Annotated in this window: 23 protein-coding genes; 17 read left to right on the top strand and 6 right to left on the bottom strand. The window is 68.0% G+C overall.

The window, feature by feature from the left end:
• Positions 1-104 precede the first annotated feature (104 nt).
• From A5686_RS14990 to A5686_RS14980, 3 genes are all read right to left on the bottom strand, one after another.
• The gene (locus A5686_RS14990; protein WP_197520594.1) at positions 105-335 is read right to left on the bottom strand and encodes a hypothetical protein; all 231 of its coding nucleotides are present in this window, start codon (positions 333-335) and stop codon (positions 105-107) included.
• 144 nt (positions 336-479) lie between these two features.
• A complete protein-coding gene (locus A5686_RS14985) occupies positions 480-1,331 on the bottom strand; it encodes a class I SAM-dependent methyltransferase (RefSeq protein ID WP_067935526.1) in 852 nt (283 codons plus the stop codon).
• A complete protein-coding gene (locus tag A5686_RS14980) occupies positions 1,331-1,639 on the bottom strand; it encodes a DUF2249 domain-containing protein (RefSeq protein ID WP_067935523.1) in 309 nt (102 codons plus the stop codon). The genes A5686_RS14985 and A5686_RS14980 overlap by 1 nt, the downstream gene beginning before the upstream one ends.
• Before the next feature lie 54 nt (positions 1,640-1,693).
• On the opposite strand from A5686_RS14980, the gene fdxA reads away from it, so the two are divergent.
• The 5 genes from fdxA to A5686_RS14955 all read left to right on the top strand — a co-directional run bounded on the left by fdxA (position 1,694) and on the right by A5686_RS14955 (position 4,529).
• Positions 1,694-2,050 carry a ferredoxin gene (fdxA, locus tag A5686_RS14975; RefSeq protein ID WP_067935520.1) on the top strand — a complete coding sequence of 119 codons (357 nt, stop codon included), beginning with the start codon at positions 1,694-1,696 and terminating at the stop codon, positions 2,048-2,050.
• 87 nt (positions 2,051-2,137) lie between these two features.
• Positions 2,138-2,764 carry a metalloregulator ArsR/SmtB family transcription factor gene (locus A5686_RS14970; protein ID WP_231986388.1) on the top strand — a complete coding sequence of 209 codons (627 nt, stop codon included), beginning with the start codon at positions 2,138-2,140 and terminating at the stop codon, positions 2,762-2,764.
• The gene (locus tag A5686_RS14965; RefSeq protein WP_067935515.1) at positions 2,761-3,186 is read left to right on the top strand and encodes a hypothetical protein; all 426 of its coding nucleotides are present in this window, start codon (positions 2,761-2,763) and stop codon (positions 3,184-3,186) included. The genes A5686_RS14970 and A5686_RS14965 overlap by 4 nt, the downstream gene beginning before the upstream one ends.
• 50 nt (positions 3,187-3,236) lie before the next feature.
• A complete protein-coding gene (locus tag A5686_RS14960) occupies positions 3,237-3,581 on the top strand; it encodes a cupin domain-containing protein (RefSeq protein ID WP_067935512.1) in 345 nt (114 codons plus the stop codon).
• 6 nt (positions 3,582-3,587) lie between these two features.
• A complete protein-coding gene (locus A5686_RS14955; RefSeq protein WP_067935510.1) occupies positions 3,588-4,529 on the top strand; it encodes a nitronate monooxygenase family protein in 942 nt (313 codons plus the stop codon).
• A gap of 36 nt (positions 4,530-4,565) precedes the next feature.
• Here A5686_RS14955 and A5686_RS14950 read toward each other — a convergent pair whose 3' ends face one another.
• Positions 4,566-5,285 carry a metalloregulator ArsR/SmtB family transcription factor gene (locus tag A5686_RS14950; RefSeq protein WP_067935508.1) on the bottom strand — a complete coding sequence of 240 codons (720 nt, stop codon included), beginning with the start codon at positions 5,283-5,285 and terminating at the stop codon, positions 4,566-4,568.
• Between the two features lie 90 nt (positions 5,286-5,375).
• Here A5686_RS14950 and A5686_RS14945 point away from each other — a divergent pair, with 90 nt between their 5' ends.
• Positions 5,376-5,840 (top strand): DoxX family membrane protein, encoded by a 465-nt coding sequence (locus A5686_RS14945; RefSeq protein ID WP_067935505.1) that lies wholly within the window; start codon positions 5,376-5,378, stop codon positions 5,838-5,840.
• Here the strand turns inward: A5686_RS14945 and A5686_RS14940 are convergent.
• Positions 5,822-6,322: a DUF1990 family protein gene (locus tag A5686_RS14940; RefSeq protein WP_067935501.1), complete on the bottom strand. Its 501-nt coding sequence runs from the start codon at positions 6,320-6,322 to the stop codon at positions 5,822-5,824. The genes A5686_RS14945 and A5686_RS14940 overlap by 19 nt on opposite strands.
• 23 nt (positions 6,323-6,345) lie before the next feature.
• Here A5686_RS14940 and A5686_RS14935 point away from each other — a divergent pair, with 23 nt between their 5' ends.
• Entirely contained in the window at positions 6,346-7,266 is a 921-nt protein-coding gene (locus A5686_RS14935) for an aldo/keto reductase (protein ID WP_067935498.1), read from the top strand.
• Between the two features lie 39 nt (positions 7,267-7,305).
• Positions 7,306-7,929 (top strand): PaaI family thioesterase, encoded by a 624-nt coding sequence (locus A5686_RS14930; RefSeq protein WP_067935495.1) that lies wholly within the window; start codon positions 7,306-7,308, stop codon positions 7,927-7,929.
• 4 nt (positions 7,930-7,933) lie between these two features.
• On the opposite strand, the gene A5686_RS14925 is transcribed toward A5686_RS14930, so the two are convergent.
• Entirely contained in the window at positions 7,934-9,631 is a 1,698-nt protein-coding gene (locus A5686_RS14925) for a sodium:proton antiporter (RefSeq protein ID WP_231986380.1), read from the bottom strand.
• 188 nt (positions 9,632-9,819) lie between these two features.
• On the opposite strand from A5686_RS14925, the gene thrS reads away from it, so the two are divergent.
• The 9 genes from thrS to pdxT all read left to right on the top strand — a co-directional run bounded on the left by thrS (position 9,820) and on the right by pdxT (position 18,695).
• Entirely contained in the window at positions 9,820-11,925 is a 2,106-nt protein-coding gene (gene thrS / locus A5686_RS14920; RefSeq protein ID WP_067936183.1) for a threonine--tRNA ligase, read from the top strand.
• Between the two features lie 2 nt (positions 11,926-11,927).
• Positions 11,928-12,503 (top strand): HIT domain-containing protein, encoded by a 576-nt coding sequence (locus A5686_RS14915; protein WP_067935493.1) that lies wholly within the window; start codon positions 11,928-11,930, stop codon positions 12,501-12,503.
• On the top strand, positions 12,500-13,141 hold the full coding sequence (gene pgsA / locus A5686_RS14910) for a phosphatidylinositol phosphate synthase (RefSeq protein WP_067935490.1): 642 nt from the start codon (positions 12,500-12,502) through the stop codon (positions 13,139-13,141). The genes A5686_RS14915 and pgsA overlap by 4 nt, the downstream gene beginning before the upstream one ends.
• A 41-nt stretch (positions 13,142-13,182) precedes the next feature.
• Positions 13,183-14,118, top strand: a complete 936-nt coding sequence (locus A5686_RS14905) for a phosphatidylinositol mannoside acyltransferase (protein WP_231986387.1) — start codon at positions 13,183-13,185, stop codon at positions 14,116-14,118.
• Entirely contained in the window at positions 14,118-15,242 is a 1,125-nt protein-coding gene (locus A5686_RS14900) for a glycosyltransferase family 4 protein (protein ID WP_067935485.1), read from the top strand. Before A5686_RS14905 ends, A5686_RS14900 begins: the two co-directional genes overlap by 1 nt.
• Positions 15,242-16,273 (top strand): NUDIX domain-containing protein, encoded by a 1,032-nt coding sequence (locus tag A5686_RS14895; protein ID WP_067935482.1) that lies wholly within the window; start codon positions 15,242-15,244, stop codon positions 16,271-16,273. Before A5686_RS14900 ends, A5686_RS14895 begins: the two co-directional genes overlap by 1 nt.
• Positions 16,274-16,342: 69 nt before the next feature.
• Positions 16,343-17,248 (top strand): pyridoxal 5'-phosphate synthase lyase subunit PdxS, encoded by a 906-nt coding sequence (gene pdxS / locus A5686_RS14890; RefSeq protein ID WP_067935479.1) that lies wholly within the window; start codon positions 16,343-16,345, stop codon positions 17,246-17,248.
• Positions 17,249-17,262: 14 nt separating this feature from the next.
• On the top strand, positions 17,263-18,108 hold the full coding sequence (gene tesB, locus A5686_RS14885) for an acyl-CoA thioesterase II (RefSeq protein ID WP_067935477.1): 846 nt from the start codon (positions 17,263-17,265) through the stop codon (positions 18,106-18,108).
• Positions 18,105-18,695 carry a pyridoxal 5'-phosphate synthase glutaminase subunit PdxT gene (gene pdxT / locus A5686_RS14880; protein ID WP_067935475.1) on the top strand — a complete coding sequence of 197 codons (591 nt, stop codon included), beginning with the start codon at positions 18,105-18,107 and terminating at the stop codon, positions 18,693-18,695. Before tesB ends, pdxT begins: the two co-directional genes overlap by 4 nt.
• The last annotated feature ends 130 nt before the right edge of the window (positions 18,696-18,825 follow it).

The raw sequence follows: 18,825 nt of genomic DNA, 5'->3' as shown, positions 1-18,825 counted from the left end.
CTAAGCCACAATAGTACGTCTGTACCAATGCATTGACCGGTATTTTCGCCGTGAGAAATGCCGTTTTTTTTGAGATCTCGGGTCATTTGATCGCCTACCTGGTGCTAAGGAACGAACGGGCCGAATCCATGCCGCGCCAGCGGCGCGCGCCCGCGGGCCATGATGCGTTCCAAGACGTTGTGGGACAGGTCGCCGTCGTTGGCCACCCGGGCGAGACCGCGCCGCCGCAAGAACATGTCGAGCCGTCGATCCGGTGACCAGTCGGCGTAGATGGATCCGAGGTAGTGCGACTGCAGAAAATCCGACGCCAACGCGTCGAGGTCGGACTCCGTCAACGACGGTGGGGTTGCACCCATAACCGGCAAGCTCCTTTGTTCTCCCGCGACTGCCGCAGCCAAGTTTTGCCAGGGGGCGTCACTAAACCGTCACGCAGAGATTGCGGAACGGGCCCAAAGCCGGCCGGAGTGCAACGGCGGAGCTCAACGCCTTGCGGCGGTCGTGTCCGACTGCGCCGGTTTGTGGGCGACGATGGCGACGGCGGCCAGCTGCTTGCGATGTTTCTGGAAAGTCCGGCGCATGATCAGGACCCGTTTGCGGGCGTCGCGGTGCACGAGCACGTTCCGGGCGAATCGCAGCGCACCGAGAAACCCTTCGTCGGACACCAGCCGGCGCGGCTGCAGCAGCGCCATGGGCGCGGTCGCGACCTCATCGACCAGCAGCCCGTGCTCAGCGAGCAGTTTCGACCACTCCGCCACCGTCAATGGACGCGCGTTCACCTTGATCGCCCGGGCAAGGGCCTGCCGGATGTCTGTGCTGATGTCCTCCGGCACGTCGTCGGGAGTGAGGGCCAGCTCGTGGATCGCGTAGCGGCCGCCCGGCCGCAGCACCCGCGCCGCCTCGGCGACGATGGCCCGCTTGGCCGCGTCGCCCTGCATGCTCAGCATCGCTTCCCCGATGACGACGTCGCTGCTGGCGTCGGGCAATCCGGTGGCCGCCGCGTCGGTGACCCGGACGGCCGCGTTTTGCGCACCGAGATCGCTGAGCACGCCGCGCACGACGTTGGCCGCGTCCGCGTCACCCTCGGCGCCGACGTACGACCGCGGCCCGTGGGCCACGATCTCGGTAGCGGTGCGGCCCAGGCCCGGCGCCAGCTCGACGACGTCGGCCCCGGTCAGCCTCGCGTGGGACAGCAGGGTGCGGGTCAGCTCGACACCGCCGGGGCGCAGCACGCGCTTGCCGAGTCGTGCCAGTAGCCAATGGCCGGCAACCGCGTCGTCGGCGCGGCTGGACGAGGGTAGCGGAAGCTCGGAACCTGCTCGTTGTCCTGACATCAGATCTCCTGCCGCGCAGAGCTTTCCAGCGGCTCTATGGCCAGGTCGAGATGTCCGTGGCGCACTGGGGGTGGGGTATCAGCGAGTTTACCGATCCGAATGCGCCAGACGTTGGGGCCTTTATCGAGATACTCCCAGTCGTAGCCGCTCGGGTAGTCGGCCTCGAATTCGTCGTGCAGGTGCTTGGGGTCGTGGTTATTGACCAGAACGAACGATTCGCCGACTTCCAGCGCGGCGTAGGTCGCGAAGATGGTCGGGTGCTTGGCCGGCTGACGCAGCTGGCGTACGTCAAGTTCGTTGGCGGGCATGGGCTCCGACCTCCGGTCTAGTTTTCACAAGTATTGTTGTGTAAACTCTAGCCCATGACCTACGTGATCGGGAAGCCGTGCATCGACGTGATGGACCGCGCTTGCGTCGATGAATGTCCGGTGGATTGCATTTACGAAGGCGGCCGGGCGCTCTACATTCATCCCGACGAGTGTGTTGACTGCGGCGCGTGCGAGCCGGTTTGTCCGGTGGAAGCGATTTACTACGAAGATGACCTGCCTGAGGATCTCAAACCCTACCTGGCCGACAATGAGGCATTCTTCGCTGAAACGCTGCCGGGCCGCGACGGCCCATTGGGATCCCCGGGCGGGGCGGCCAAGGTTGGTCCGCTCGGTGTCGACACGCCTCTGGTGGCGGGCCAGCCCAGTGCCACCCATTCAGACGGGGCGTGAACGACGAGAAGTGGGAGGGGCCCTGTGAAATCCGAGAAGTCCCAGGACTCGTCAACCCGTGAATCGGCCGGCCGGCGGCGCGCCGTGATGCGGCTGCTGCGGGCCGCCCCGGATCCGATGAGCATCGCCGGAATCGCGGATGTGCTCGGCGTGCACCCCAACACCGTCCGTTTCCACCTCGACAGCCTGGTCGTTGACGGCCAGGTGGAGCATGTCGAGCTCGACCGGAAGGGGCCGGGGCGTCCACCGCTGATGTTCCGCGCGGTCCGGCAGATGGATCGCGGCGGAACGCGGCACTACCGGCTGCTGGCCGAGATCCTGGCCAAGGCCTTCGCCGCCGAGCGCAATCCCGGGCCCAAAGCCCTGGCCGCGGGCCGCGCCTGGGGCCAGAAGATGAGTACCGAGTTGCATTCGCTGCCCGACGACGCCGACAGCGCCGAGGAGGCCATCGCCCACCTGATCGATTTGCTCGACGAACTCGGCTTCGCCCCCGAGCGCCGGGTCAGCAACGGAGAGCAGCAGGTTGGCTTGCGGCACTGCCCCTTTCTGGAATTGGCCGAAAACTCGTCGAGTGTCGTCTGCCCGGTGCATCTGGGCCTCATGCAAGGAGCCATGGAGAACTGGGGTGCGCCCGTCTCGGTGGATCGGCTCGACCCGTTCGTCGAGCCGGACCTGTGTCTGGCGCACCTGACGCTGCAAGGCGCGGCCAAATGAGCACAGGCACAGCGGTTGCCGTTGCGCTGACCTTCACCTGGCTCGGCATGGTGCTGGCCATTTCCTTCTTGGAAGCTCCACTGAAATTCCGGGCCCCCAATGTGACGGTGCAGATCGGGCTTGGCATCGGGCGGCTGGTTTTTCGCGCGCTCAACACCGTCGAGGTGGCTTTCGCCCTCGTCATCGGGGCCATCGCGATTTCCGGTCCGACGCGGGTCGGCGCCACGGTGGCGATCGCCGTCGCCGTGGCGGCGCTGGCCATTCAGCTGGTCGCGGTGCGTCCCGCGCTGACCCGTCGTGCCGACCGGGTGCTCGCGGGATCGGATGGACCTCGCTCCCGCGCTCACTACGCCTACGTCGCGCTGGAGACGGTCAAAGTCGTCGGCCTCGTCGTGACGGGGATACTGCTACTGAGCGGTTAACTCCCAACCCTCAAGGCCGCGTGAGGGCCCTGCAACTTCGAAGGACCACGATGGATTCCATTTCGCTGACCGAACTCTCATCCGAAAAGATCGCCGAGGCCAAACAATCGCACAGCGGGCGGGCCGCCCACACCATTCATGGCGGCCATACCCACGAGCTTCGCCAGACCGTCCTGGCCCTGCTGGCCGGTCACGATCTGTCCGAACACGACAGCCCGGGTGAGGCGACGCTGCAGGTGCTGCAGGGCCACGTTCGGCTGACGACCAGCGGAGACACCTGGGACGGCAAAACCGGTGATTACGTCGCGATTCCCGCCGAACGGCACGCCCTGCACGCGGTCGAGGATTCCGTGGTCCTGCTGACGGTGCTGAAGACCATCGCGTCGGCGCACTAGGCGCCGATGTTGTCGACGCCCTGGTCCGCCGAGTTCGGTCTGCGGGTCCCCATCGTCAATGCCCCGATGGGCGGGGTGGCCGGCGGCCGACTGGCAGCGGCGGTCACCGCGGCCGGGGGTCTCGGCATGGTCGGCATGGGCAGCGTTGCGACCAGGGAGTTGCTCGCCGAGCAACTACAGCACGTCGACGGTCGGTTCGGTATCGGCATGGTGGACTGGGTGATGCGCAACGAGTCCGGATTGCTCGAGGACGCGCTGGCCGCACGACCCGCCCTGCTGTCGGTCAGCTTCGGCACCGAATGGTCGTGGGTCGCCAAGGCGCATAAAGCCGGAATTCCCACCGTGACCCAGGTTTACGACAGCGCCGGGGCCCGGCAGGCCGTCGACGCCGGGGTCGACATCCTGGTCGCGCGCGGGTCCGAGGGCGGCGGGCACGGCGAGGACAAGCTGGGACTGCTACCGCTGCTGGACGCCGTGTTGGAGGCCGTCTCGGTGCCGGTGCTGGCCGGCGGCGGCGTCGCCTCGGCGCGCAGCCTGGCCGCGGTGCTGGCCGCCGGCGCCAGCGGGGCGTGGGTTGGCACCCGGTTGTCGGCATGTCCGGAAGCGCTGACCGGCGACACCGGCCGCCGGGCACTGGTCGCGGCCACCGAAACCGATACCACCGTCACCCGGGTCTTTGACGTCGCCAAGGGGCTGCCGTGGCCGGCGCGGTTCCCGTCGCGGGTGCTGGCCAACGACTTCGTCGAGCGCTGGACGGGCCGCGAGGGGGCGCTGGACGCGGGGGCCTGCGAGGAGCTGGCGGCCGCGATCACCGCCGGCGACTGCCGGACCGCGCCCGTGGATGCCGGTCAGGGCGTCGGGATGATCCACAACGAGGCATCGGTGGCCGATGTGATCGACGAGATGTGCACGGGCGCTGCGGAATTGCTGTCTCGCTGGGCGACATAGGGGCACTGGCCGCCACAGTGCGTGATGCTCGACGACCTAGTGGTCGCCGGGTGTGAGCACAACGCAACACCGGTCCCGGCCGGGACACAACCGGGCGCCTGGTCCATGCGGTGCGAGCGCATCGGCCACACCGCTGATCAGCGCATGGTTCATGTTGCAGGCCAGCTCCGTCTGCTCCTGCGCCAGCGCGTGGAACGGGCAGTTGGCGAGCTCGACCTCACCGTCGGAAAAACGCGGCTCGTAGCCGTATCGGCGCAGCACCAAGACCGCGCGCTGCAGGGCCGCGGCGGCGTCTTTCGGGGGGGTCGGGACCGTCGTCTCCGAGGGTTCGGTGGCGCCGATCGCGTGGCCGTACTCGCGCGCGACACGGTTGAGGACCTCGGTAACCGGCTCGCCGGTAGCGGCCGAGCGCGCGATGGCCGTCGCCATCAAGCGCCCGGCCAACTCGTACTCCCGCTGGGGAAGGCTGACCGCGATGTCACGGCGAGCCCTGCGATACAACTTGGCGGTACGTCCGGCTCCCGGGCCGGAGCGGCCCGTCAGCCGTGCGTAATCGGATTCCAGCAGCCCTTCGGCGGTGAGCCGGTCGAGGTGGAACTTGGCCTGGTGGTGGGGGATTCCGACGGCGTCGGCCGCCTGGTCACGGCTCACCCATCCCGGTTGGGCGCCGACGAACTGGTAGAGCTGTCGGCGCACGGGATCGGCGAGTGCGCCGATTCCTGCGGCGTCGCGCTCCAGGGAGTCCGCGTCGTCCATTCGACCCCGTTTCTAACAGACAAAATGCTTGACGCTACAGTCTACCCAATCTAACGTACAAAGTGTTATCCGTTAGAAATGGAGGCAGATATGACCACCAAACAAGTCGCCGGGAGTCACGCTCTGGCCGACCAGCTGAGGGATCCCGCCTACTCGGCGTACCTCGCGTTGCGCACCGTGTTCACCATCGCGCCCATCGTTTTCGGGCTGGACAAGTTCTTCAACCTGCTCACCCACCCGCATCACTGGAGCATGTATCTGGCCGGGTGGATCGATGGTCTGGTGCCCGGGACGGCCGATCAGTGCATGTACCTGGTGGGCGTCATCGAGATTGTGGCCGGCGTGCTGGTGGCGGTGGCCCCGCGCTGGGGCGCCTGGGTGGTCGCGGCATGGCTGGTCGGGATCATCATCGATCTGGTCACCGGGCCCGGCTTCTACGACGTCGCGCTGCGCGACTTCGGATTGCTGGTGGGCGCCGTGGCGCTGGCGCGGCTGGCGCAGGGCGTGCACATCGGCACCGTCGCGGCGGTTAGCCCTCAGACCGCGCGTAGGTAGCGCTTGGCGATGAGGCGCTGACCCACCTTCAGCACCGGCCTGCCGGCCTTGCTCCACCAGGTTCCGGGCCGGGAGAAGGCGGTGACCTCCGCGTAAACCGCGGAGGTCACCGGGTCGCGACGAACTACGAAGCGTTCCTCGCCGGATTCCGGGTGGCCCGGCAGGGTGCCGTAGCCGAAGCCGCGGATGTCGGGCTCGTCGACGACGTAGACGACGCGGCAGGGGGCCGGCAGGAAGCCGATTTTCACCACCACCACCGCGTCGACCACGGCGATCTCGGAGCTGGCCTGCACCCGCAGCCCGGATCCGCGCTGCATGCCCCAGCGCATGACGGCGGCCGCCGCTTGCTCGAAACGCTCCTGCCCCGTGCCGATTTGGCGCTCGGCGTGCTGATGGTCGTATCCGGCAGGCAGTTCGCCGGAAGCGGTCGCCCCCACTTCGGTGTAGGTCAGGGGGAGTTCCTCGAGCGCTCGCAGGTCCACGGTACTCAGCTTGCCACGCCGAGATGCGCCGCGGCGGATCGCGCGTACGGTCTGTAGGTGTGAGCGCAGAAAACTCGAAAACTGTTGCAGGGGCATCCGGAACATTCACCTTCGGTGGTGACCTGACCGTCAACCGACTCGGCTTCGGCGCCATGCGCCTGACCGCAAAGGGCGTGTGGGGCCCGCCCGACGACCGCGACGAATGCGTCCGGGTGCTGCGGCGGGCCGTCGAACTCGGCGTGAACTTCATCGACACCGCCGACTCCTACGGTCCCTACGTGTCCGAGGAGATCATTCGCGAGGCGCTGCATCCTTACGACGGTCTGGCGATCGCGACCAAGGCGGGGCTGTTGCGCACCGGCCCGGATGTCTGGATTCCGTTGGGCAATCCGAGCTATCTGCGTCAGGAATGCGAGATGAGCCTGCGCCGGCTGGGCGTGGACACCATCGATCTGTTTCAGCTGCACCGCATCGACTCGAACTTCCCGCTCGAGGATCAGGTGGGCGAGCTGCTCGCGCTGAAAAACGAAGGCAAGATCCGCCACATCGGCCTGTCCGAGATCGACGTCGACCAGCTGAACGCGGCCCTGCGCATCACCGAGATCGTGTCGGTGCAGAACATGTACAACCTGACGTCTCGCGCCGCCGAGCCGCTATTGGACGCCGCGACCGCGCAGGGCATCGGGTTCATCCCGTGGTTCCCGCTGGCCGCCGGGCCGCTCGCCGCCCCCGACGGTCCGCTGCAGCGCATCGCCGCCGAGCACGACGCGTCGCCCTCGCAGTTGGCGTTGGCGTGGTTGCTCAAACGCTCGCCGGTAATGGTGCCCATCCCCGGTACGTCCAAGGTTGCGCACCTGGAGGAGAACGTCGGCGCCGCTGGGATCGAGCTGTCCGACGACGAATTCGAAACGTTGTCGGCCGCGGGGGCCCAGCAGCCGGTCTGACCACCGCGTCACAGCCCATCCGCCGGGCAATACGGTGTCTTGGTGGCCGAACATCAGCGACACCCCGGCGGGGGATTCAACCCACCGGAGCCGACGACCAAGGGCGGGCCCGACTACGGCAGGTTCATCGAGGCCGTGCGCTCACTGCAGGACCACGCCCGGGCGGCCGACGCGCCCGACGAGGTGATCACCGAGGCCGCTGACCTGCTGGAGAAGGCGTCGGCGCTGCTGGCCCCGTTCGACGCCGACGAATGGACGTCCCCGTCGGGCAGGCGGATGGACCTGCCGATGCGCGGCAACATCCTGACCATCCCGATGTCGGCCCACAAGGGCGAGGACGGCCGGATCCACGGCCAGGCCCGTTTCGCCCGGTTCCATCTGGGCCGCAACGGCGCCGTGCACGGCGGTGCGCTGGGGATGCTGTTCGACTCCGTCCTCGGCTTGTCGGCCTCGGTGCTCACCGGCAGCCCGAGACAACGCACCGCGTACCTCAAGATCGACTACCGACACATCGTTCCGGTGGAAAAGGAACTTCAGTTCGACGCGGGCATCGACCGGGCGGACGGGCGCAAGATCTTCGTATCGGGCCGGTTGTGCGATGGTGATCAGCTGCTGACCGAAGCCGACGCGCTGTTCGTACGGCTCAAACCCGGCCAGCCCTGACGTTTCAGCGGCCGTGCCGGTTGCGCGGCGTTGGCATCGGCAGCGTCACTTCTTCGTGATCCAGTTCGCGTTCCAGCACGCGAAGGCTTCGATCGGGCAGCATGCCCACGTCGCGCCAGCGCACGAGCTCGTCGCGCTCCGCGTCGATTGCCGCCCGCCGGACCGCGGCCGCCGCCTCGTAGTCGGGGTGGCTGGGGAGGTCGTCGGAATCCGACAGCACATCGAGCCGACGTTTATACCGCGTGAGCCGAGCGGACAACTGCCGTCGGACGAAATCGATCGCCCGCTTGTCGACCTCGTCGCGAGCCTGCTCGTCGAGTTCGTCGAGAGTGGCGAGGGCAGCCTGAACCGCGGCCGTGCGCGCTCGATTGCGCAACCGGATCTCGTCGACGGCGTTGGCGTGTACCCCGAGCGCACGCACGATCGGGCCGAAGGTGCTGCCCTGCCCGATCAGCGTCACGAGCACGACCACCAGGGTGCAGAACAGCAAAAGGTCCCGGACGGGAAACGGCGCGCCGCTGTCCGTCGTCAGGGGCACCGCGAAGATGGCGGCAAGGCTGACCACGCCGCGGCTGCCGGCCCAACTCAGCACGAGAAGCTCACGGCCACCGAGTCGCTCCGTGTCGTGGTCGCGCCGGCGACCGTTCTGGCCCGGGTCGGCGGCGTCGTCGTCGTCGGGGTTCGTGCTGACGTTGCCGAGACGGGTGTGCAGTTGCCGCGGAAGCGACTGCGTGAACAGCAGCCACAGGGGGCGCATCAACAGCACCACTGCGGTGGTGACGGCGACCGCCACGACGATCGTCGACGGTGGCCGCCCACGCAGACCCTCGATCATGGCCGGCAACTGTTGACCGATGAGCAGAAAGACAAGGCCCTCCAGCAAGAAGTTGACGAACCGCCAGACGGCTCGGGTCTGCAGCCGGCTCGCTCCCGACTCCGACCGGGGTGAGTCGTGCCCGACGACCAGCCCGCACACCACGACGGCCAACACACCGGACGCGTGCACCTTCTCCGCCGCGAGATAGGCCAAAAACGGTGTGGCCAGGGAGATCGCGTTGGCCGTCATCACGTCGTGCGGCAATCGCCGCAACAACCGCCGGCTCCAAGCGAACGCCAGCCCGATAACCAGGCCGCCCACGGCCGCCAGCGCGAACTGCCGCAGCGCCGACGGGAACGAGAATCCCGCGCCGCGGCCAACCGCGATGGCCACTGACAGGGTGGTCAGCGCCGTCGCGTCGTTGAGTAATCCCTCGCCTTCGATCAGTGTGACGATGTTGAGCGGCAGACCGACCTTGCGGGCGACGGCCAGCGCGGCGACCGGATCGGTGGGCGCCACCGCCGCGCCCAGCGCCATGCCCGCGGCGAGCGTCGCACCGCTGACGAGCAGCGCGAAGGCGCTACCGACGGCAGCGGCGGTGAGCAAGACGAGGAGGACCGACAGGCTGATGACCGTGCGCAGGTTGCGGCGTATCCCTACCAACGACGAGCCCAGCGCCGCGTTGTACAGCAGCGGCGGCAGGATGCAGGTCATCATCACGTCTGGGCGAAGACTGACGTTCGGCCCCGGTAGCAACCCGTAACCGATACCGACGAGAGTGAGCAGGGCCGCACTGGGCAGCCCGGTGCGCTCGCTGACCCAGTTCGTCACGACGATGACGCCGACAGCGGCGAGCAGCAATGCCAAAGCCGTCTGCGCCGCCACGAACCCATTCTGCCGATAGCTGCCCGGCCAGTGCGATCCGCGAGGCGCAGGGCGAAGGCCACCACAGCCCGACGAACGCGATCGAAGTCAACCGATCTCTCGAAGAAGCCACTGCTCGGCGGCCCCGCTTCGTTCCGGACCCGCCCGATAGCATGGTCGTCGACTCATCGAGCCTTGGAGACGCCACCATGACCGCCGCACAGCCCGCCCCGGGAGCCGATGGCGGCGACCCGCAGCGCCCGGCACCGACGGGCTCGCGATCGCCGCAAGCCCCGATCCGGGTGCCCGCTGGGACCACCGCGGCCGCGGCGATCGGTGAGGCGGGGCTGCCGAGGCGGGGCACACCCGATGCCGTCGTGGTGGTGCGCGACGACTCGGGAAAGCTGCGCGACCTCAGTTGGACGCCCGACCGCGACGCCGACGTCGTCCCCGTGGCCGCCGACACCGACGATGGTCGTAGCGTCATCCGGCATTCGGCCGCACACGTGCTGGCCCAAGCCGTCCAGGAGCTGTTCCCCCAGGCCAAGCTGGGCATCGGGCCGCCGATCGCCGACGGCTTCTATTACGACTTCGATGTGGCGGAGCCGTTCACCCCGGAAGACCTGATGGCGCTGGAAAAGCGGATGCGCCAGATCGTCAAAGAGGGCCAGCTGTTCGAGCGGCGCGTGTACGAGTCCAAAGAGCAGGCGCGCAGCGAGCTGGCCGACGAGCCCTACAAGCTCGAACTCGTCGATGACAAATCGGGCGATCCAACCATCATGGAGGTCGGCGGCGACGAGCTCACGGCGTACGACAACCTCAATCCCCGTACCCGGCAACGGGTTTGGAGTGACCTGTGCCGCGGGCCGCACATCCCGACCACCAAGCACATCCCGGCCTTCAAACTCACTCGCAGCTCGGCCGCCTACTGGCGCGGAGACCAGAACAACGCCAGCCTGCAACGCATCTACGGCACCGCGTGGGAATCGCAGGAGGCGCTGGATGCCTACCTCGAGCTGATCGAGGAGGCGCAACGCCGCGATCATCGCAAGCTGGGCAGCGAGCTGGACCTGTTCAGTTTCCCGGACGAAATCGGCTCCGGCCTAGCGGTTTTCCATCCCAAGGGCGGTACCATCCGTCGCGAGCTGGAGGAGTACTCGCGGCGCAAGCACATCGAGGCCGGGTACGAGTTCGTCAACACCCCGCACATCACCAAAGAGCAGCTCTACATCACGTCGGGCCACCTCGAGTGGTACGCCGACGGCATGTACCCCCCGATGCACCTCGACGCGGAGTTCAACGCCGACGGGACGGTGCGCAAGCCCGGGCAGGACTACTACCTCAAGCCGATGAACTGCCCGATGCACCACCTGATCTATCGGTCACGCGGCCGCTCGTATCGCGAGCTACCGTTGCGGCTCTTCGAGTTCGGCAGCGTGTACCGCTACGAGAAGTCGGGTGTGGTGCACGGGCTGACCCGGGTGCGCGGCATGACCCAGGACGACGCCCACATCTACTGCACGCGAGAGCAGATGCGCGACGAGTTGACTTCGCTGTTGCGCTTCGTGCTGGGCTTGCTGGCCGATTACGGACTCAACGACTTCTACCTCGAGCTGTCCACCAAGGACCCGGAGAAGTACTCGGGCTCCGACGAGATGTGGGACGAGGCCACCGAAGTGCTGCGGGAGGTCGCCGAGGTTTCGGGGTTGCATTTCGTTGCCGACCCCGGCGGCGCGGCGTTTTATGGGCCGAAGATCTCGGTGCAGGTCAAGGACGCGTTGGGCCGCAGCTGGCAGATGTCGACAATCCAGCTCGACTTCAACATGCCGGAGCGATTCGAGCTGGAATACACCGCGTCCGACGGGTCGCGGCAGCGGCCGGTGCTGATTCACCGAGCGCTCTTCGGATCGATCGAGCGGTTCTTCGGCATCCTCACCGAGCACTATGCGGGGGCGTTCCCGGCGTGGCTGGCGCCGGTGCAGGCGGTGGGTATCCCGGTCGCCGACGAGCACGTTGGGTACCTGGAAGGCATTGCTGCGCAGCTGAAGTCGCACGGCGTGCGGGTCGAGGTCGACGCCAGCGATGACCGGATGGCGAAGAAGATCGTCCACCACACCGCGCAGCGGGTGCCGTTCATGTTGCTGGCCGGTGACCGAGACGTCCAAGCCGGCGCGGTCAGCTTCCGCTTCGGTGACCGCACGCAGATCAACGGCGTGCCCCGCGACACTGCGGTCGATGCGATCGTGAAGTGGATCGCCGACCGCGAGAACTCCATGCCCACAGCCGAACTCGTGAAAGTGTCAAGTGGTGAGTGACCGTGAGTGATCGCGAACCTGCCGAGCAGGGTGCCGACGACACCATCCTGGACACCGGCGTCGGCGAGCAAGATCACCTGCAGCGGTTGTGGACGCCCTATCGGATGACGTACCTGGCCGAAGCGCCGATGAAGCGCGACGACGGTAAAACCGAGCAGCCGTTCACCGACATACCGCACCTCGCCGACGAAGACGGTCTGGTGGTCGCTCGCGGGGAGCTCGTGTATGCCGTGCTCAACCTCTATCCCTACAACCCCGGACACCTGATGGTGGTGCCCTACCGTCGGGTCTCCGAGCTCGAAGATTTGACCGACCCGGAAAGCGCGGAACTGATGTCCTTCGTTCAGAAGGCAATTCGCGTCATCAAGAACGTCTCGCGGCCGCACGGTTTCAATGTCGGCCTGAACCTGGGGACCTCGGCCGGCGGGTCACTGGCCGAACACCTGCACGTGCACGTGGTGCCGCGCTGGGGTGGGGACGCGAACTTCATCACCATCATCGGAGGATCGAAGGTGATCCCGCAGTTGCTGCGCGAGACGCGGCAGCTATTGGCCACGGAGTGGACAAAACAACCATGAGCAAAATGCCGTTCCTGTCGCGGGCGGCGTTCGCGCGGCTGACCACTCCGACCGCGCGGGCGTGCCTGCGGCTGGGATTGACCCCCGACGTCGTCACGATTTTGGGCACCATCGTCGCGGTGGCCGGGGCGTTGACGCTGTTCCCGATGGGCAAGTTGTTCGCCGGCACGCTGGTGGTCTGGTTCTTCGTCCTCTTCGACATGCTCGACGGTGCGATGGCCCGGGAACGCGGCGGCGGCACCCGGTTCGGCGCGGTGCTGGACGCCACGTGTGACCGGGTCAGCGACGGCGCGGTGTTCTGCGGGCTGCTGTGGTGGATCGTCTTCGGCCTGCATGACAAGCTACTTGCGGTCGCCACGTTGATCTGCCTGGTCACCTCGCAGGTGATCTCCTATATCAAGGCCCGCGCCGAAGCCAGCGGGTTGCGCGGCGACGGCGGCCTGATCGAACGGCCGGAACGACTGATCATCGTGCTCGTCGGCGCAGGCGTGTCCGACCTGCCGTTCATTGCGTGGCCACCCGCGCTGCCGGTCGCGATGTGGGTGCTGGCGGTGGCAAGCCTGGTCACCTGTGCGCAGCGGTTGCACACTGTGCATACCTCGCCGGGCGCGACCGACCGGCTGGTGGGCGAGCCGTGATTCCCACTCCACCGGGCCTGAAAAAGCTTGGGGCACAACCGCTGCGCCAGTTGGCGAGGCGGCTGGCGGGTAGCGTCACGGGCGGGGTGGGCGCCGACTGGGCCTACGCGTCGGGCTGGATGGCGGTGCGTGCGATGCCGGAGTTCGCCGCGCGCAACGCCTTTGAGGCCGGCGCACGTTATGCCGCTCGCGGCGGCGGCCCCGACCAGCTGCGCAAGAATCTGGCTCGCGTCGTCGGGGTGCCACCCGAGGACGTGCCGGACTCGCTGATGCGGGCCTCGCTGGCGTCCTACGCTCGTTACTGGCGTGAGGCGTTCCGCCTGCCGGGCATGGACCTGGGCGTCGTGGGCCGCGAGCTGCACGACTCGGTCCTCGGGCAAGACCATATCGAGGCGGCGCTGTCCAGCGGCCGCGGCGCGGTGATCGCGTTGCCGCACAGCGGCAACTGGGACATGGCCGGGGTTTGGCTGGCGCAAACGCACGGCACCTTCACCACCGTCGCCGAGCGGCTCAAACCCGAATCGCTCTACCGGCGCTTCATCGCCTACCGTGAACGCCTCGGCTTCGAGGTGCTGCCCCTGTCCGGGGGAGAACGGCCGCCGTTCGACGTGTTGTGCGATCGGCTGCGGGACAATCGGATCGTGTGCCTGATGGCCGAGCGCGACCTCACCCGCACCGGCGTGCAGGTCGACTTCTTCGGTGAGCCCACCCGGCTGCCGGCCGGCCCGGCGAAGCTCGCCATCGCGACCGGGGCGGCTCTGCTGCCGGCGCACTGCTGGTTCGAAGACCGGGGCTGGGGCGTCTGGATACAGTCCCCGCTGGACTGCACCAGCGGCGACGTTGGCGCCATCACCCAGGCGATGGCCGATCAGTTCGAGAAGAACATCGCCGCCCGTCCCGAGGACTGGCACATGATGCAGCCGCAGTGGCTGGCCGACCTGCCCGAAGCCAGGCAGGCCCGGCTGAAGGAAACCTGATGCGGATCGGGATGGTCTGCCCCTACTCGTTCGACGTTCCGGGCGGGGTGCAATCGCACGTCCTCCAGCTGGCCGAGGTGATGCGCGCCCGCGGGCACGACGTCAGCGTGCTCGCGCCGGCCTCGCCGCACGCCGCGCTTCCCGACTACGTCGTCTCGGCGGGCAAGGCGGTCCCGATTCCCTACAACGGGTCGGTGGCCCGGCTGCGGTTCGGGCCGGCCACCCACCGCAAGGTGAAAAAATGGCTCGCCGAAGGCGATTTCGACGTGCTGCACCTGCACGAGCCCAACGCGCCGAGCCTGTCCATGTTGGCCCTGAACATCGCCGAGGGTCCGATCGTCGCCACGTTCCACACGTCGACCACCAAATCGCTGACGCTGACGGTGTTTCAAGGGATCCTGCGCCCGATGCACGAGAAGATCGTCGGCCGCATCGCGGTCTCCGATTTGGCCCGGCGCTGGCAGATGGAGGCGCTGGGCACCGATGCGGTGGAGATCCCGAACGGCGTCGACGTCGCCTCGTTCGCCTCGGCCCCCTACCTGGACGGCTACCCGCGCCCCGGCAAGACGGTGCTGTTCTTGGGCCGCTACGACGAGCCCCGCAAGGGCATGTCGGTGCTGCTCGACGCGCTGCCGGGCCTGGCCGAGCGGTTTGCCGACGTGCAGCTGTTGGTCGTCGGTCGCGGCGACGAGGACCAATTGCGCGCCCAGGCAGGCGAACTGGTGGACCACATCCGTTTTCTCGGCCAGGTCGACGACGACGGAAAGGCCTCAGCGATGCGCAGCGCGGACGTGTATTGCGCGCCCAACCTCGGCGGGGAGAGTTTCGGCATCGTCCTGGTCGAGGCGCTGGCCGCCGGCACCCCGGTGGTGGCGAGCGATCTGGACGCCTTCCGTCGCGTGCTGCGGGGCGGCGACGTGGGATGCCTGGTACCTGTCGGCGACGGCGACGCGCTTGCCGATGCGCTGATCGCGGTGCTGGAGGATGATGTGCTGCGGGAACGCTATGTGACGGCCGGCTCGTCAGCTGTTCGGCGTTACGACTGGTCGGTGGTGGCCAGTCAGATCATGCGGGTTTACGAAACGGTCGCCGCGTCAGGCGCAAAGGTCGAGGTGGCCAGTTGATGACATGGCTGGTTGTCGCCATCGCGGTGTTGGTCGCGGTGCTGGCGCTCTTCGGCGTCTGGGCCTACCGGACGGCGAACAGGCTGGATCGCCTGCACGTCCGTTACGACTTGTCGTGGCAGGCGCTCGACGGTGCACTGGCACGGCGCGCGGTGGTGTCGCGCGCAGTCGCGATCGACGCCTACGGTGGTGCGTCCGAAGGTCGGCGGCTGGCGGCGCTTGCCGACGCCGCCGAGGCGGCACCGCGGCATGCGCGGGAGAACGCCGAGAACGAGCTGTCGGCCGCGTTGGCCGTCGTCGATCCGGCATCGCTGCCCGCCGGTCTGATCGCCGAGCTGGCCGATGCCGAGGCCCGGGTGGTGCTGGCCCGCCGCTTCCACAACGACGCGGTCCGGGACACCCTGGCGCTGGCCGAACGGCCCCTGGTGCGGTTGTTTCACCTGGGCGGGACCGCCGGGCTGCCCAGTTATTTCGAGATTGTCGAGCGGCCGCACGCGCTGGCCCACGGAGCCTTGGGCTTTGAAGGAGTCCTCAACCACCGAACCTCGGCGCGCATCGTGCTGCTCGACGACACCGGTGCGGTACTGCTGCTGTGCGGATCGGACCCCGCGCTCGCTCAGCACGCGCCGAAGTGGTGGTTCACGGTGGGCGGCGAAGTGCAGCAAGGCGAACGGCTCGCCGAGGCCGCCGCACGGGAGCTGGCCGAGGAAACCGGTCTGCGGGTCACGCCGGCGGAGCTGGTGGGGCCGGTGTGGCGGCGCGACGAGGTCTTCGAGTTCAACGGCTCGCTGATCGACAGCGAGGAGTTCTACTTCGTCTACCGCACCCGCCGGTTCGAGCCGTCGCGCACCGGACGAACCGATCTCGAACGCAGCTACATCCACGGCCACCGCTGGTGTGACGCTGCCGACATCGCCCAACTCGTCGCGGCGGGGGAGACGGTGTACCCCACGCAACTATCCGGACTGCTCACCGACGCAGCCGCGCTCGCCGGCGGCCGCACCCCCGGGCCGCTGCTTTCCATCCGCTGACTGCGCCGGTCAACGCGGGCCAAACCGCCTCATTAGACTGGGTCGACAACCGTTGAAGGAGATCAAGCAGTGAATACCGCCCACCCGAGCAACGGGCGAACCGGAACGGCGCGCGTCAAACGGGGCATGGCCGAGATGCTCAAGGGCGGCGTCATCATGGACGTCGTCACTCCCGAGCAGGCCAAGATCGCCGAGGGCGCCGGCGCCGTCGCTGTCATGGCGCTGGAACGGGTGCCCGCCGATATCCGCGCGCAGGGCGGGGTGTCGCGGATGAGCGACCCCGACATGATCGAGGGCATCATCGCTGCCGTGACCATCCCGGTGATGGCCAAGGCCCGCATCGGCCACTTCGTCGAGGCGCAGATCCTGCAGAGCCTCGGCGTGGACTACGTCGACGAGTCCGAGGTGCTCACCCCCGCGGACTACACCCACCACATCGACAAGTGGAAGTTCACCGTGCCGTTCGTGTGCGGGGCGACCAACCTCGGTGAGGCGCTGCGCCGCATCAGCGAGGGCGCGGCCATGATCCGCTCCAAGGGCGAAGCGGGCACCGGTGACGTCTCCAACGCGACCACGCACATGCGGGCGATCGGCGGCGAGATCCGCCGCCTGACGTCGCTGTCCGAGGACGAGTTGTACGTTGCGGCAAAGGAATTGCAGGCCCCCTACGAACTCGTCGTCGAGGTGGCCCGGGCGGGCAAGCTGCCGGTTACGCTGTTCACCGCGGGCGGCATCGCCACCCCCGCCGACGCGGCGATGATGATGCAGCTCGGCGCCGAGGGCGTGTTCGTCGGCTCGGGCATCTTCAAATCCGGTGCGCCCGAGCACCGCGCCGCCGCGATCGTCAAGGCCACCACCTTCTACGACGACCCCGACGTGCTGGCCAAGGTGTCGCGCGGGTTGGGCGAGCCGATGGTGGGCATCAACGTCGAGCAGATCGCGCAGCCGCACCGCCTCGCCGAACGCGGCTGGTAAGCCCGGGGCTATTGGTGGCGATCGAAGAGATCCTCGATCTCGAGCAACTCGAGGTCAACATCTACCGCGGACGGATGTTCAGCCCGGAGTCGGGATATTTCCAGCGCACGTTCGGCGGCCACGTGGCGGGTCAGTCGCTGGTCTCGGCGGTGCGCACCGTGGAGCCGCGCTATCAGGTGCACTCGCTGCACGGCTACTTCCTGCGGCCCGGGGACGCCACCGAGCCCACGGTCTTCCTCGTCGAACGCACTCGCGACGGCGGCTCGTTCGCCACCCGGCGGGTCAACGCCGTTCAGCACGGCGAGATCATCTTCAGCATGGGGGCGTCCTTCCAGACCGATCAGGAAGGCATCCATCACCAGGACGTCATGCCGGCGGCTCCGCCACCCGACGGGCTACCCGGCTTGGACTCGATCAAAGTGTTCGACGACGCCGGCTTCAAGCAATTCGAGGAATGGGACGTCTGCATCGTGCCCCGCGACCAACTGCAGCTGTCGCCGGGCAAGGCCTCCCAGCAGCAGGTGTGGTTCCGCCACCGCGACCCGCTGCCGGACGACCCGGTGCTGCACATCTGCGCGCTGGCCTACATGAGCGACCTGACGCTGCTGGGATCGGCGCAGGTCACCCACCTCGACGTGCGGGAGCACCTGCAGGTGGCGTCGCTGGACCACGCGATGTGGTTCATGCGGGCGTTCCGGGCCGACGAGTGGCTGCTCTACGACCAGAGTTCGCCGTCGGCCAGCGGCGGCCGTTCGCTGTGCCAGGGCAAGATTTTCACCCAGTCCGGCGAGATGGTCGCGGCGGTCATGCAGGAGGGGCTGACCCGCTTCAAGCGCGGGTACCAGCCGACCAAGCAGTGAACGCGCCGCGGATCGGAGTACTGGCGCTGCAGGGCGACACCCGTGAGCACCTGGCGGCCCTTCGCGAGGCGGGAGCCGAGGCGATGCCGGTGCGCCGGCGCAGCGAGCTCGAGGCGGTGGACGGGTTGGTGATCCCGGGCGGGGAATCGACCACCATGAGCCACCTGCTGCTCGACCTCGGCCTGCTGGAGCCGTTGCGGGGCCTGTTGGCCGACGGGCTGCCCGCCTACGGCGCCTGCGCCGGGATGATCCTGCTGGCCAGCGAGATCCTCGACGCCGGTGCCGGCGGGCGCGAGGCGCTGCCGCTGCGCGCGATCGATATGACGGTGCGGCGCAACGCTTTTGGTCGACAGGTCGACTCGTTCGAGGGTGACATCCCGTTCGCGGGGCTGAGCGATCCGGTGCGCGCGGTATTCATCCGGGCCCCCTGGGTCGAACGCGTCGGTGACGACGTCGAGGTGCTGGCCAACGCGGCCGGCCACGTCGTCGCGGTGAAGCAGGGCCGCAAGCTGGCCACCGCGTTTCACCCCGAGATGACCGGTGACCGGCGCATCCACCACCTGTTCGTCGACCTCGTCACCGGCTGAGGAGCGTGCGCGCGGCCGGCGGCTGCCGGCGCGGCGGTGCTAGCAACTTGGGCACGCCGCACGTCCCCGCCCAGCTGTGACGCCTGGAGCCGCTGGGACGGCCGGGTAGTGGCCGGGCAAGCCGCCCCGG

The organism is Mycobacterium sp. E2479, from assembly GCF_001667925.1.
GTDB lineage: Bacteria > Actinomycetota > Actinomycetes > Mycobacteriales > Mycobacteriaceae > Mycobacterium.
The sequence above is the reverse complement of the archived record's forward strand: the minus strand, read 5'-3'. Positions and strand labels throughout refer to the sequence as shown.